General features: G+C 69.1%; 14 protein-coding genes. 11 read left to right on the forward strand and 3 right to left on the reverse strand.

Going from position 1 to position 13547, the window contains the following annotated elements; translation table 11 throughout:
• Positions 1 to 55 precede the first annotated feature (55 nt).
• Complete coding sequence (locus ABIA71_RS17375) at positions 56 to 2542, reverse strand: ABC transporter permease (protein WP_354286842.1); 2487 nt, start codon at positions 2540 to 2542, stop codon at positions 56 to 58.
• Entirely contained in the window at positions 2539 to 3141 is a 603-nt protein-coding gene (locus ABIA71_RS17380; RefSeq protein WP_038690444.1) for an ABC transporter ATP-binding protein, read from the reverse strand. The genes ABIA71_RS17375 and ABIA71_RS17380 overlap by 4 nt, the downstream gene beginning before the upstream one ends.
• A gap of 120 nt (positions 3142 to 3261) precedes the next feature.
• On the opposite strand from ABIA71_RS17380, the gene ABIA71_RS17385 reads away from it, so the two are divergent.
• From ABIA71_RS17385 to ABIA71_RS17395, 3 genes are all read left to right on the forward strand, one after another.
• Positions 3262 to 3912: an arylesterase gene (locus ABIA71_RS17385; RefSeq protein WP_354286844.1), complete on the forward strand. Its 651-nt coding sequence runs from the start codon at positions 3262 to 3264 to the stop codon at positions 3910 to 3912.
• An 89-nt stretch (positions 3913 to 4001) separates the two neighbouring features.
• Complete coding sequence (locus ABIA71_RS17390) at positions 4002 to 4715, forward strand: response regulator transcription factor (protein ID WP_019182442.1); 714 nt, start codon at positions 4002 to 4004, stop codon at positions 4713 to 4715.
• Between the two features lie 153 nt (positions 4716 to 4868).
• A complete protein-coding gene (locus tag ABIA71_RS17395; RefSeq protein WP_354286846.1) occupies positions 4869 to 6140 on the forward strand; it encodes a sensor histidine kinase in 1272 nt (423 codons plus the stop codon).
• 501 nt (positions 6141 to 6641) lie between these two features.
• Here ABIA71_RS17395 and ABIA71_RS17400 read toward each other — a convergent pair.
• The gene (locus ABIA71_RS17400) at positions 6642 to 7346 is read right to left on the reverse strand and encodes an SGNH/GDSL hydrolase family protein (protein WP_354286848.1); all 705 of its coding nucleotides are present in this window, start codon (positions 7344 to 7346) and stop codon (positions 6642 to 6644) included.
• Positions 7347 to 7634: 288 nt separating this feature from the next.
• On the opposite strand from ABIA71_RS17400, the gene ABIA71_RS17405 reads away from it, so the two are divergent.
• The 8 genes from ABIA71_RS17405 (at position 7635) to ABIA71_RS17440 (ending at position 13223) form a co-directional block, all read left to right on the forward strand.
• Entirely contained in the window at positions 7635 to 8015 is a 381-nt protein-coding gene (locus tag ABIA71_RS17405) for a diacylglycerol kinase (RefSeq protein WP_354286850.1), read from the forward strand.
• 42 nt (positions 8016 to 8057) lie between these two features.
• A complete protein-coding gene (locus tag ABIA71_RS17410; RefSeq protein ID WP_038692483.1) occupies positions 8058 to 8807 on the forward strand; it encodes a TerC family protein in 750 nt (249 codons plus the stop codon).
• Between the two features lie 122 nt (positions 8808 to 8929).
• Entirely contained in the window at positions 8930 to 9571 is a 642-nt protein-coding gene (locus tag ABIA71_RS17415) for a LemA family protein (RefSeq protein WP_354286852.1), read from the forward strand.
• Between the two features lie 4 nt (positions 9572 to 9575).
• Positions 9576 to 10469, forward strand: coding sequence for a TPM domain-containing protein (locus ABIA71_RS17420; protein ID WP_354286854.1), 894 nt, complete (start codon positions 9576 to 9578; stop codon positions 10467 to 10469).
• Positions 10469 to 10957 (forward strand): TPM domain-containing protein, encoded by a 489-nt coding sequence (locus ABIA71_RS17425; RefSeq protein ID WP_354286855.1) that lies wholly within the window; start codon positions 10469 to 10471, stop codon positions 10955 to 10957. Before ABIA71_RS17420 ends, ABIA71_RS17425 begins: the two co-directional genes overlap by 1 nt.
• An 84-nt stretch (positions 10958 to 11041) precedes the next feature.
• Complete coding sequence (gene lgt, locus ABIA71_RS17430; protein WP_354286857.1) at positions 11042 to 11932, forward strand: prolipoprotein diacylglyceryl transferase; 891 nt, start codon at positions 11042 to 11044, stop codon at positions 11930 to 11932.
• Positions 11929 to 12723, forward strand: coding sequence for a thymidylate synthase (locus tag ABIA71_RS17435; protein ID WP_354286859.1), 795 nt, complete (start codon positions 11929 to 11931; stop codon positions 12721 to 12723). The genes lgt and ABIA71_RS17435 overlap by 4 nt, the downstream gene beginning before the upstream one ends.
• 5 nt (positions 12724 to 12728) lie before the next feature.
• Positions 12729 to 13223: a dihydrofolate reductase gene (locus ABIA71_RS17440; RefSeq protein ID WP_354286953.1), complete on the forward strand. Its 495-nt coding sequence runs from the start codon at positions 12729 to 12731 to the stop codon at positions 13221 to 13223.
• The last annotated feature ends 324 nt before the right edge of the window (positions 13224 to 13547 follow it).

The following is a 13547-nucleotide window of genomic DNA, read 5'->3' on the forward strand; positions in this document are numbered from 1 at the left end:
CATAGCGCCGCACGCCCCTCCACCGTGTCAGCGCGGCCTGAACGCCGCGCCGGCCTCATACCTCGCGCAGCGCCAGCGCGGGCGGGGTGTGCAGGATCCGCCGCGTGCCCCACCAGCCGGCCAGCATGCTCAGGCCCACCCCGATCGCGCCGCCGGCCAGCAGCGGTCCCCACGGCGGGCTCAGGGTCAGCTCGAACACCTGGCGCGCCACCACGCTGCCCAGCAGCGCCGCCGCGCCCACGGCCAGCAGCGCCGACAACAGCCCCAGCGCGCCGAACTCCACCAGCACCGCCCCGCGCAACTGGGTGCGCGTGGCCCCCAGCGTGCGCAACACCGCGCTGTCGTAGCGGCGCTCGCCGGCCGTGGCCTGCAGCGCCGCCAGCAGCACCAGCAGCCCGGCCAGCAGGCTGAAGCCCATCACCAGCTGCACCGCCTGGGTCACCCGGTCCACCACCTCGCGCACCCGTTGCAGGATGCCGTCGATGTCCAGCAGCGAGATGTTCGGGTAGTCGCGGGTCAGCGCGGCCAGCTGCGTGGCCTGCGCACGCGGCAGGTGGAAGGCGGTGATCAGGTTGTAGGGCGCATCGCCCACCGCACCTTCGTTGAGCAGCAGGAAGAAGTTGACCCGGAACGAATCCCAGTCCGCCTTGCGGATGCTGGTCACGGTGAAGCTGCGCTGCTGCTCGCCCATCTGCAGGGTCACCGTGTCGCCCAGCTTCATGCCGTAGCGCTCGGCCCAGCCCTGTTCGATCGAGGCCTCCGCCGCCGTGCTGTCGGCGGCCCAGTAGCGGCCACTCAACAGCGTGTTGGCCGGCGGGAAGTCATGCCGCCAGGAGAAGTTGACCGGGCGGTTGGCATCGTCGTCGTCGTTGCTGTTGTCCTGGCGTTCCTGCCGCTGCGGCGGCCGGTCGTTCACCGCCAGCAGGCGCCCGGTACTGAACGGTTCGATCCCCGGCGCGGCCACGCCCAGCCCCTGCAGGGTGCTCAGCACGGCGCCGCGTTGCTCGGGCTGGATGTTCATCAGGAAGTAGTTGGGCGTGTCCACCGGCAGGCGGTCGCGCCACTGCGCCAGCAGCCCCGGCCCGATCACCGACAGCAACAACAACGCGCACAATGACAGCGACAGCCCCACCAGCTGCAGCACCGCCAGACCCCGGCGGCGGGTGAGGGCGGCCAGGCCCAGCTTCCAGCGTCCGCGCAGGCGTGGTTGCAGGCCGCGCAGCAGCCACAGCAGGAACGCGCCCAGCGCGCCGGCCAAGGCTGCCAGTGCCGCCAGGCCGCCGAGTACCCAGGCGGCCAGTTTTACATCGCCGGTGGCCTGTACGGTCAGCGCTACCGTGGCGGCCAGCGCGGCCAGGTAGACCAACAGCGAACTGGGCGGCAGGGCGGCAAAGCTGCGGTTGAGCACGCGCATCGGCGGCACCCGGCGCAGCCGCAGCAGCGGCGGCAGGCCGAAGCCGAGCAACAGCACCAAGCCGATGCCCGCGCCACTCAGCGCCGGGGTGGCCTGCGGCAGCGGCAAGCGGTTGGGGATCAGCCCGCCCAGCGCCTGCACCAGCCCGGCCTGCGCGGCCATGCCCAGGCCGATCCCGACCAGGCACGCCGGCACCGCCAGCATCACCAGCTGCAGCGCCATGGCGCTGAGGATGTCGCGCTGGCGGGCGCCCAGGCAGCGCAGGATGGCCACCTGGTCGATCCGGCGCAGTGCGAAGCGGTTGGCCGCCAGCGCGGTGGCCACGCCGGCCAGCAGCACCGCCAGCAGGGCGGCCAGTGACAGGAAGCGACCGGCCAGGTCGAACGCACCGCGCACGCCGCGCTGGGTGTCGGCGATGCCGACGATGCGGTAGCCCTTGGCCTGCGGTGCCAGCCACGCGCGGAAGTCGGCAATCGCGTCCGGCGCGCCGGCGAACATCATCCGGTACGAGGCGCGGCTGCCGGGGCCGAGCAGGCCGGCCGCGTCGACGTCGGCGCGGTTGACCAGCAGCGGCGGGGAGAGCTGCATCAGCTCGCCGGAGGTATCCGGTTCGGCCTGCAGCACGCGGGTGACAGTCAGGCTGCCCGCGCCGAACTCCAGCGCGTCGCCCACCTTCAGGCCCAGCGCCTGCATCAGCCGCGGATCGGCGTAGGCCTGCCCGGCAGGCGGCGCGCCGGCTGGCTCGGGCGTGCTGCCTTGCAGGCCGCGGCTGACCAGCAGCTGCCCGCGCAGCGGATAGCCCGCGCTGACCGCCTTGATGTTGGCCATCTGGCTGGCCTCGCCATGGAACAGCACGGTGGGGAAGCTGACCATGCGGGTGTTGGCCAGCCCGCGTTCGCGCGCGGCATCGGCGAAGGCCTGGGGGATGTCGTCGCGGGCGTTCAGGCCCAGGTCGCCGCCCAGCATTTCCGCCGCGCTGCCGGTCAGCGCAAGGGTGACCCGGTTGACCAGCGTGCCTACCGCGGTCATCACCGCCACGCCCAGCACCAGTGCGGCGAAGACGGTCAGCAGGTCACCGGCCAGGAATTCGCGGCGCAGGGCGCGCGCGGCATGTTTGACCACGTTCATGCCGATACGCCGGCCGCGTTGTCCACCAACCGCCCGCCATCGAGCCGGTAGATGCGCTGGCAGCGCTGGGCCAGGCGCAGGTCGTGGGTGACCAGCACCAGGGTGGTATCGCTGGTGGCGTTGAGTGCGAACAGCAGGTCGCTGATCTGCTGGCCGGTGGCCTGGTCCAGGCTGCCGGTGGGCTCATCGGCGAACAGGATGCGCGGTTTGGCCACGAACGCCCGTGCCAGCGCCACGCGCTGCTGCTCGCCACCGGACAGCTGGCGCGGGTAGTGGCGGGCGCGATGGGTCAGGCCCACCTGCGCCAGCACCTCGCGCACGCGCGTGGGATCTTCGCGCCCGGCCAGTTCCAGCGGCAGTGCGATGTTTTCTTCGGCGGTCAGCGCCGGCAGCAGGTGGAAGCTCTGGAATACAAAGCCCACTTCGCGGGCGCGCAGCTGCGCGCGGTCTTCCTCGTCCAGCGCATTGAGGTCCGAACCCGCCAGCGTCACCCGCCCGCGGCTGGGCAGGTCCAGCCCGGCGAGCAGGCCGAGCAGGGTGGTCTTGCCCGAACCTGAAGCGCCGACGATGGCGATGCTCTCGCCTTCATGGACGGTCATGCCAATGTTGTCCAGTATGTGGACTTCACCCTCCGGGCCACGCGCGGATTTGCCCACGTCATGGGCGGCGATGGCGACGGACGCGCTGCGGGGGGACAGGCTGTCGATGAGGATTCTCCAATGTACCGAGCGATGTGGAAGGGCCGCGCGGCCCCGGTGGTCTGGATGCTGGCAGCATTGCTGCTGGCGCCGTTGCTGGCGTGTGCCAAAGGTGCCGCCCCGGCCAACGCGGTGCTGGTGGTCGGCGACAGCCTCAGTGCCGCCCACAATATCCCGGCCGAATCGGGCTGGGTGAACCTGCTTCAGCAGCGGGTCAAACAACAGGTGAAGCCCGCCCCGGCGATCATCAACGCCAGCATCAGCGGCGAGACCACCGCCGGCGCGCTCACCCGCCTGCCGGGCCTGCTGGCCAAGCACCGGCCGTCGGTGGTGGTGATCGAACTGGGTGGCAACGACGCACTGCGCGGGCTGACCCCGGTGCAGCTGCGCGGCAACCTGGAAAAGATGATCGTGGCCAGCCAGGCCGCCGGCGCGAAAGTGCTGCTGCTGGGCATCGATGTGCCGCCCAACTACGGCCCGGCCTACCGCCAGCGGCTCAAGGACGTGTACGCCGGGCTGGCCAGCCAGTACAAGGTGCCGCTGCTGCCGTTCCTGCTGGACGGGGTGGCGCTGCAGCCCGGGCTGATGCAGGCCGACGGCCTGCACCCCACCGCGAAGGCCCAGCCGCGGGTGCTGGACAACGTCTGGCCCCACCTCAAACCCCTGCTGTGACAAGGCGTCATTGCAGCGCGTGAGCGGCTTCACGCCACCTCCACTGCCGATGCGGCATGTTTCACAAAGCTGAAGAAAGAGGGAATCCCATGCGTCAGACAAAGGAGACCTCCGGCCTGGTGCTGGTGGTCGAGGACAACCGCAATATTTCCGAGATGATCGGTGAGTATCTGGAAGGCCGCGGGTTCGAAGTCGACTATGCCCAGGACGGGCTGGACGGCTATCGCCTTGCGGCGGAGAACAGTTATGACGTGGTGGTGCTGGACCTGATGCTGCCGCGCCTGGACGGCATTGAAGTCTGCCGCCGGCTGCGCAACGACGCCCGCAAGTCGACCCCGGTGCTGATGCTGACCGCGCGCGACACGCTGGACGACAAGCTGACCGGGTTGGGCTTCGGCGCCGACGATTACCTGACCAAGCCGTTTGCGATCCAGGAACTGGAAGCACGCCTGCGTGCCCTGATCCGTCGCGAACGTCGCCAGGTGGGCTCGGAAGTGCTCAAGGTGGCCGACCTGGTGCTGGACCCGGTGAGCATGCGGGCTACCCGCGCCGGTACCGAGCTGCAGCTGTCGCCGATCGGCCTGCGCCTGTTGACGATCCTCATGCGCGAATCGCCGCGTGTGGTGACCCGCCAGGAAATCGAGCGCGAGATCTGGGGCAATGGCCTGCCGGACTCGGACACCCTGCGCAGCCATCTGTACAACCTGCGCAAGATCATCGACAAGCCGTTCGACCGTCCGTTGCTGCACACCGTGCAGAGCGCGGGCTACCGCATCGCCGACATCGCCCAGCCGATGAGCTGATGCCCATCGCAGTGGCTGGCGCATGACCGGAGGGGCCTTGACCGGCCCCGATCGAGACAACGACCCGCGCGTTTGCGGGTCGTTGTCGTTTCTTGCACGACGGAATCACGACGCGCTTCCCTATAATCGCGTCGAACCGCCCTGGACCCCGTAATGCCGCACGGTCTGCCGCGCAAGATACGCATCGTCTTCATTCTCCAAGCCGTGCTGGCCAGCCTGGGCATCCTGCTGGGCGCGTGGCTGGTGTCGCTGGTGATCAAGCACAGCCTGGTCAGCAGCGCGCTGAAGGAAGAGGCGACCTACTACTGGCAGCTCTACGACGCCTCGCCGATGCAGCCGCCGCCGAACACGCAGAACATCCGCGGCTACCTGCTGGAGACCGGGCGTTCGCCGTTGAGCCTGCCGGCCAACCTGCGCGCGCTGCCGCCGGGGTTCCACGAACTGAAGGCCGACGATCAGCTGGTGCTGGTGGACGCGCGCCCGGAAGGGCGGCTGTACCTGGTGTTCCTGCGCTCGCGCGCGGAGATGCTGGCGTTCTGGTTCGGGATCGTGCCGGTGCTGCTGACGTTGCTGGCGGTGTATGGCGCGTCGTGGGTGACCTACCGGGCCTCCAAGCGGCTGGTGTCGCCGGTGAACTGGCTGGCGCGGCGGGTGTCGCGCTGGGATCCTGGCCACCCGGAAGCGGCCGACCTGGCGCCGGACAAGTTGCCGGCGGACATGCAGGGCGAAACGCGCCAACTGGCGGCGGCCCTGCATTCGCTGGCAACCCGGGTCACGGCGCATGTGGCACGCGAGCGCAACTTCACCCGGGATGCAAGCCATGAGCTGCGCACGCCGCTGACGGTGATCCGGGTCGCCAGCGATATCGCGCTGGGCGACCAGGAGCTGACGCCGCGCCTGCGCCGCGGGCTCAACCGCATCCAGCGTGCGGGTCGCGACATGGAGGCGGTGATCGATGCCTTCCTGATCCTGGCCCGCGAGGCGGACGTGGAGCCGCAGGTGGAGCTGTTCGACGTCAACGAGATCGTGCGGTACGAGGTGGACAACGCGCGCGAGCTGATGGTGGGGCGGCCGGTGGAGATTTTCCTGCACAGTGCCGGCCCGGTGCAGTTGCACGCGCCGCCGCGGGTGCTGCAGGTGGTGGTGAGCAATCTGTTGCGCAACGCCTGCAGTTACACCGACGAGGGGCGCATCGATGTGGATGTGCTGGACGATCGGGTGGTAGTGCGCGACACCGGGATCGGGATGTCGGCCGAGGCGTTGGGGCGGGCGTTCGAGCCGTTCTACCGGGCCGAGCCGACCCGGCCGCAGGGCACGGGGCTGGGGCTGTCGATCGTGCGGCGGTTGTGCGACCGGTTCGGGTGGGAGGTGCGTCTGGACAGCGAGCCAGGGCAGGGGACGCAGGCGGCTGTGGTGTACCGGTAAGTGGTTTTGGGCGCGACCTTTTTTCGCTTGGGGCGCTATCAACGGCACTAGCAACAGCGGTGCGGTTTTGACGCTGGTTGTTGGGCCGACCCGCGACAGGGTCGGTGCGCATGGGAGGGCAGGAGCAGCCGAGCACGGCTCGGCTTTACCGGTGTTGGTCCGGCGGACGTTTCCGCGCGTTGATCATTGCCGCGCTGCGCGCGGCCAGCGGACCAACGGTCCGCTCTACCATTCCCGATGCAGCGGACCAACGGTCCGCTCTACCGTTCCCGGATTGTTTCCGACGCAGCACACCCGCCTGGTAGGTGCCGACCGTCGGTCGGCACGCTCTTTCTCTTTCCCCCAACGCGCCGACCTACTGTCGAGGGCCGGGGTGGGTGAGGTTGCGGGGCCCTGAGCCGCATGGATGCGGCGACGGAGCTTACAAGGATGTACTTGCAGCGTGCCCCGCAGCCTCACCCACCCCGGCCACCCCACAGCAAACCAGCTTCCGCCGTTGCCTCAATCGCACGTCACCTTCGGCGCCAACGCCGCCCGCCAGATCGCATACCCGTCCGACGTCATGTGCAGCATGTCCTCGCGGAACAACGCCGCGCGCGGCTGCCCATCGCTGCCCAGCATCGGCGTGTAGATGTCTGTGTAGCCCGTGTTCGGCAGCTTGGCCAGCGCCGCCTTGATCATCGCGTTGGCCTCGACGATCGCCGGCAGCAGGTTCGCCCGCGACGGGCTCGGCTTGATCGAGATGTACTCCACCGTCGTCTTCGGCAGATCACGGTGCACCCGCTGCACGAAGGCCAGCACGTCGTCGCGCACCTGCACCGCACTGCGGCCGCTGTTGAGGTCGTTGTCGCCGGCGTAGAAGAACACCTTGCACGGCGCGTACGGCACCACCACCTGGCCGGCGTACCAGGTACTGTCGCGCACTTCCGAGCCACCGAAACCGCGGTTGAACACCGGCTGGCCCGGGAAATCGGCGGCCAGGGTGTCCCACATCCGGATCGAACTGCTGCCGATGAACTCGATGCCCCCGCGCGGCGGCGGGGTGGTGGCGTCTGCCTTGGCGAAATCGGCCATGTCCTGGGCCCAGGCCACGTTGGACACCTGCGCCGGCACCTGCGGCGACCTGGCCGGGGACAGGGCGAACGCGGGCAGGGCGGCGCCAAGCGCCAGGGCGAGCAACAGGGGGCGGGTGCAGCGGTGACGCATCGGCAGACTCCTCGGCATGGCGCCCCATCGGGCGCCCGGTTCGGTTGAAACCCCATCATAGAAGCTGGGGGCCGGCCCCGCTTTACCCGCCGTGGCGGGGCTGCCCCGCGGTGCGCCACGGCACCCGGACCCGCCATTGGCACGCCCCGGCCCCGGCCGCCTCCGACGAAGGTGCGACGGGCTTGTGGCAAAATGACGGATTGCCTGCCCATTCAGCCCTGCCCATGACCCCTCGCTGCGTGCTGTTCCCCGCGTCCCGGCCCGCCCTGCGTGATGGAGCGTGCCCCCGTGGCTGACGAAATCGGGCACATGCCGCGCGGCCCCAAGCGCATCTTCAAGGCGGCGGTGTGGTCCTGGCAGGGCCTGCGGGCGGCCTGGCTGCACGAGTCCTCGTTCCGCCTGGAGGTCTACCTGCTGGTGGTGCTGGCGCCGGTGGCGCTGTGGCTGGGCCAGACTCCGGTCGAGCGCGCGCTGATGATCGGCTCGATGCTGCTGGTGCTGTCCATGGAACTGGCCAACTCGGCCATCGAAGCGGTGATCGAACGCTATGGCGCCGAATTCCACGAACTGGCCGGACGCGCCAAGGACATGGGCTCGGCGGCCGTGTTCGTGCTGATGATGAACGTACTGCTGTGCTGGGGCCTGGTCCTGCTGCCCCGCTTCTTCTGAGCTGCCCCCTCGGCGCATTCCCCCTTGTAAGGATCCATGTCCATGTTTCTTGAGTTGCTGTCCGACCCCAACGTCTGGTTGACCCTGTTCACGCTGAGCGCCCTGGAAATCGTGCTCGGCATCGACAACCTGGTGTTCATCTCCATCGCCGTGAGCAAGCTGCCCGAGTCGCGCCGTCCGTTCGCGCGCAAGCTCGGCATCGCGGTGGCCTGTATCACCCGCATCCTGCTGCTGGTATCGCTGGCCTACCTGGCGCACATGGAAGCCAACCTGTTCACGGTGGCCGGCATCGGCATCTCCATCCGCGACCTGGTGCTGATCCTCGGCGGCCTGTTCCTGATCATCAAGGGCGGCATGGAAATCCGCGAGCTGATCACCGGCGGCGAAGACGAAGACCCCACCACCACCAAGGCCTCGGCCGTGTTCGGCATGGTCATCGCGCAGATCGCGGTGATCGACATCGTGTTCTCGCTGGACTCGGTGATCACCGCCGTCGGCATCGCCGACCACGTGCCGGTGATGGTGGCCGCGATCCTGCTGTCGGTGGCGGTCATGCTGCTGGCGGCCAACCCGCTGGGCCGCTTCATCGACGCCAACCCGACCGTGAAGATGCTGGCCCTGGCCTTCATTCTGCTGATCGGTGCGGTGCTGATCCTGGACGGTCTGGGCGTGCACGTGCCCAAGCCCTACATCTACGCCGCGATGGGTTTCTCGGTGCTGGTGGAATGGCTGAACCTGCTGATGCGCCGCCGCGCCGTGGCACACAACGTGCCGGGCGCCGGTAACTGGTAACTGGGGTGGTGCCGACCGCGGGTCGGCAGGTGGGGCGCCCGGCAAACCCGCCGGCCCCCACATCCGGTTGACCGCAAACGTGGCATGCTCCGGGTCCCGTCCATCGAGATCCGGAGCCGGCCATGCGATCGTTCTCCCGCCTGTTGTTGCTGGCCATGCTGGCCGCCCTGTTGTCCGGTTGCGGCTACAACGCCATCCAGCAGAAGGATGAGCAGGTCAAGGCCGGTTGGGCCGAGGTGCTCAACCAGTACAAGCGCCGTGCCGACCTCATCCCCAACCTGGTGCAGACCGTGGAAGGCTATGCCAACCAGGAACGCCAGGTGCTCACCGACGTGACCAATGCGCGTTCGCGGGTGGGCCAGATCAACGTCAACGCCGACGATGCCGAATCGCTCAAGCAGTTCCAGCAGGCCCAGGGCGAACTGAGCGGCGCGCTGTCGCGGCTGCTGGTGGTCACCGAAAACTACCCGAATCTCAAGTCCGACCAGGGCTTCCGCGACCTGCAGGCGCAGCTGGAAGGCACCGAGAACCGGATCACCGTGGCGCGTGGCCGCTATATCCAGATGGTGCAGGACTACAACACCTTCCTGCGCCAGTTCCCGCAGCTGATCACCGCCAAGTTGTTCGGTTACCAGGTCAAGCCGAACTTCACCGTGGACAACGAAGCGCAGATCTCGCAGCCGCCGGCAGTCAAGTTCGGTTCGCAGGCCCCGGCCCCGGCCCCCGCGCCGCAGCCGCAGCCGCAGCAGGCCCCGGCGCAGTAACCCGATGAACCTTCTTCGCCTGCTGCGCGGCCTGGTACTGGCCGGGCTCTGCCTGGCCGGGCCGGCGCTTGCCCAGGCCGACGCGGTGATTCCGCCGCTGTCCTCGCCGGTGGTCGACACCACCGGCACCCTGGACGCGGCGCAGATCCAGGCGCTGCAGGCGCAGGCTCTGGCCCTGCAGCAGCGCAAGGGCAGCCAGCTGCAGATCCTGATGGTGCCCAGCACCGCGCCCGAATCGATCGAGCAGTACACCCAGCGGGTGTTCGAGCAGTGGCAGATCGGCCGCAAGGGCGTGGACGACGGCGTGCTGCTGGTGGTGGCCAAGGACGACCGCCGGGTCCGCATCGAACCCGGCTACGGGCTGGAAGGGGCGATCCCCGACGCCATCGCCAACCGCGTCATCCAGGAATACCTGGCCCCGCGCTTCCGCGCCAACGACTACGCCGGCGGCCTGGCCGATGCCAGCGCCGCGCTGGTCAAACTGATCGACGGCGAGGACCTGCCGGCGCCGGTCAGTACCCACCGCGCCAGTCCCAATCCCGATGGCGGCGGCTGGACCTTCGCGCTGGTGATCGGCTTCTTCGTCGGCAGCTTCCTGCGCGCCATCCTCGGCTGGCTGCCGCGCCCGGTGCGCGCGCTGCTGGGCGGCGGCGGCGCGGCGGTGGCCGCCTTCCTGTTCACCTCGTTGTGGCTGGCCAGCGGCCTGGCCGGGCTGATCGGTCTGATCGTCGGCCTGTCGTCCGGCCGGGCCGGTGCGTTCGCGCGCGGCGGTGGCTGGGGCGGTGGCGGCTGGGGCGGGGGTGGATTCGGTGGGGGCGGTGGCTTCGGCGGCGGTGGTGGCGGCTGGGGCGGCGGCGGTGGGCGTTCAGGGGGCGGTGGCGCCTCGGGAGGCTGGTGATGCGCTGGCTTGGACACCTGTTTTCTCCCTCGGTGCGGCGCGCGTTCCCGCCGGCACAGCTGCAGGCGATCACCGACGCGATCACCGCCGGCGAGCGCCGGCACGGTGGCCAGGTGATGTTCGCGGTGGAAGCGGACCTGCCGCTGCTGGCGCTGTGGCAGCGGGTCAGCCCCCGCCAGCGCGCCGAGCACGCCTTCGCGCAGCTGCGCACCTGGGATACCGAACACAACAACGGCGTGCTGGTGTACCTGCTGCTGGCCGATCACGCCATCGAGCTGGTCGCCGACCGCGGCCTGCGTGGCAAGGTGGGCGAGGCGCAATGGGCGGCGATCTGCGCCCACATGCAGCAGCGCCTGCGCGACGGTGCGTTGCAGGACGCGGTGCTGCTGGCCATCGAGGAGGTGTCGGACCTGTTGGCCGGGCACTATCCGCCGGTTCCGGGGTCACAGGATGACGGCCTGCCGGACACGCCACAGATCCTGGGCTGAAGCTCGGCAATCGCGTGATCGGGGCCGCCGCGAGGCCGCTCCCGGGCGGCGCTAGAATATCTGCATCCCTGCAAGGCGCCCTTCATGATCTATTTCCACGACATCGACCCCATCGCTATCTCGCTTGGGCCGGTCAAAGTGCACTGGTACGGCATCATGTACCTGCTCGGCTTCACCGCCGCCTGGTGGCTGGGGCGCAAGCGGATCGCGGCGGGGCGCCTGCCGGGGGTGAATGCCGACGGTTTCTCCGACCTGCTGTTCTACGCCATGCTCGGCGTGGTGGTGGGCGGGCGCGTGGGCTACATGCTGTTCTATGCGCTGGGCGATTTCCTGCATAACCCGCTGCTGCTGTTCAAGGTATGGGACGGCGGCATGAGCTTCCATGGCGGCCTGCTGGGCGTGCTGTTCGCCTCGTGGTGGTGGTCGCGCAAGCACCGCCTGCACCTGTTCGACACGCTGGACTTCATGTCCCCGCTGGTACCGCTCGGGCTGGGCTTCGGCCGCATCGGCAACTTCATCGGTGCCGAGCTGTGGGGCAAGTACACCGACGGCAGCTGGGGCGTGGTGTTTCCCAGTGGCCTGCCGGCGCCGTTGAACGGGCTGGACCTGGCCACCTTGAAGGAACAGTTCGCCACCGGTGCGCTGAACCAGTACGCCCGCCATCCCTCGCAGCTGTATGAAGCGCTGCTGGAAGGCCTGGTGATGTTCGTGGTGCTGTGGGCGGTGTCGGCCAAGCCGCGCCATCGCTACGTGATCGCCGGCCTGTTCGCGTTGATGTACGGCATCTTCCGCTTCGCGGTGGAGTTCGTGCGCATGCCCGACAACGGCGTGTACATCGCCTTCGGCTGGCTGACCAAGGGGCAGATCCTGTGCCTGCCGCTGATCGCCTTCGGCCTGGTGCTGCTGGCCCTGTCGCGGCGTGCCCCGGTGCTGCAGCCGCAGCTGCCGGTGCAGGCGGCCGGAGCGAAGGCATGAAGCCCTACCTGGACCTGCTGCAGCACGTGCTGGAGCACGGCACCGAGAAGTCCGACCGCACCGGCACCGGCACGCGCAGCGTGTTCGGCTGGCAGATGCGCTTCAACCTGGCCGACGGCTTCCCGCTGGTGACCACCAAGAAGCTGCACCTGCGTTCGATCATCCATGAGCTGCTGTGGTTCCTGAAGGGCGACACCAACATCGGCTACCTCACCGACAACCAGGTGCGCATCTGGGACGAGTGGGCCGACGCCAACGGCGACCTGGGCCCGATCTACGGCAAGCAGTGGCGCAGCTGGGCCACCGCCGATGGCGGCAGCATCGACCAGATGCAGTGGCTGGTGGAGGAGATCAAGCGCAACCCCGATTCGCGGCGGCTGGTGGTCAGCGCCTGGAACGTGGGCGAGCTGTCGCAGATGGCGTTGATGCCCTGCCACAACCTGTTCCAGTTCTACGTGGTGGACGGCAAGCTCAGCTGCCAGCTGTACCAGCGCAGCGGCGACATCTTCCTGGGCGTGCCGTTCAACATCGCCAGCTACGCGCTGCTCACCCACATGGTGGCGCAGGCCACCGGGCTGGGCGTGGGCGACTTCGTGCACACCCTGGGCGACGCGCACCTGTATTCCAACCACCTTGAACAGGCGCGCGAGCAGCTGTCGCGCACGCCCCGCGCGCTGCCGCAGTTGTGGTTGAACCCGGCGGTCACCGACCTGTTCGGTTTCCAGTTCGATGACATCCGCATCGACGGCTACGACCCGCATCCGGCGATCAAGGCGCCGGTGGCGGTATGACGGCGATCCGGCTGTCGCTGATCGCTGCACTGGACCGCAACCACGGCATCGGCCACGACAACCAGCTGCCGTGGCAGTTGCCCGATGATCTCAAGCGCTTCAAGGCGCTGACCCTGGGCAAGCCGATCCTGATGGGGCGCAAGACCGCGCAGTCGCTTGGACGCGCGCTGCCGGGGCGTCCCAACCTGGTGCTCACCCGCAGCGGCCAGGTGCCGTTCGAGGGCATGCAGGCGGTGGCCTCGGTGGACGACGCGCTGGCCTTCGCCGCGGCCAGGGGTGCTGACGAACTGTGCGTGATCGGCGGGGGCGAGGTGTATCGCCTGACGATGGCCCAGGCCACCGACCTGCACCTGACCTGGGTGGACACCGCAGTGCCCGCCGACACCCACTTCCCGCCGGTCGACCCGGCACTGTGGGTCGAAGTGGCACGCCAGCACCATGCAGCCGATGCACGGCATGCGGCGGCATTCGACTTCGCCGATTACACGCGACGCCCGTAGCGCCGGGCTCTGCCCGGCTTGTATCAGCAGCGCGCCGTAGCGCCGGGCTCTGCCCGGCTTGTGTCAGCGGCGCGCGTGCCTACCGAAAGGCAGCCGGGCAGAGCCCGGCGCTACGCGGTGTGACGCCACCCGCGCATCCATCGAAAGGCAGCCGGGCAGAGCCCGGCGCTACGCGGTGTGACGCCATCCGCGCACCCATCGAAAGGCAGCCGGGTAGAGCCCGGCGCTACGCGGCTTGCGCGGTAAACAATGGGCGCATGGCGATGCGCTGATTCAACCGGCGCCTCCCGTTTCGGTGTGCGCGGCGCGTCCTTGCAGTGGCCA

It is taken from the genome of Stenotrophomonas sp. 2619, from assembly GCF_040548725.1.
In the GTDB taxonomy this organism is placed as follows: Bacteria; Pseudomonadota; Gammaproteobacteria; order Xanthomonadales; family Xanthomonadaceae; genus Stenotrophomonas; species Stenotrophomonas maltophilia_AP.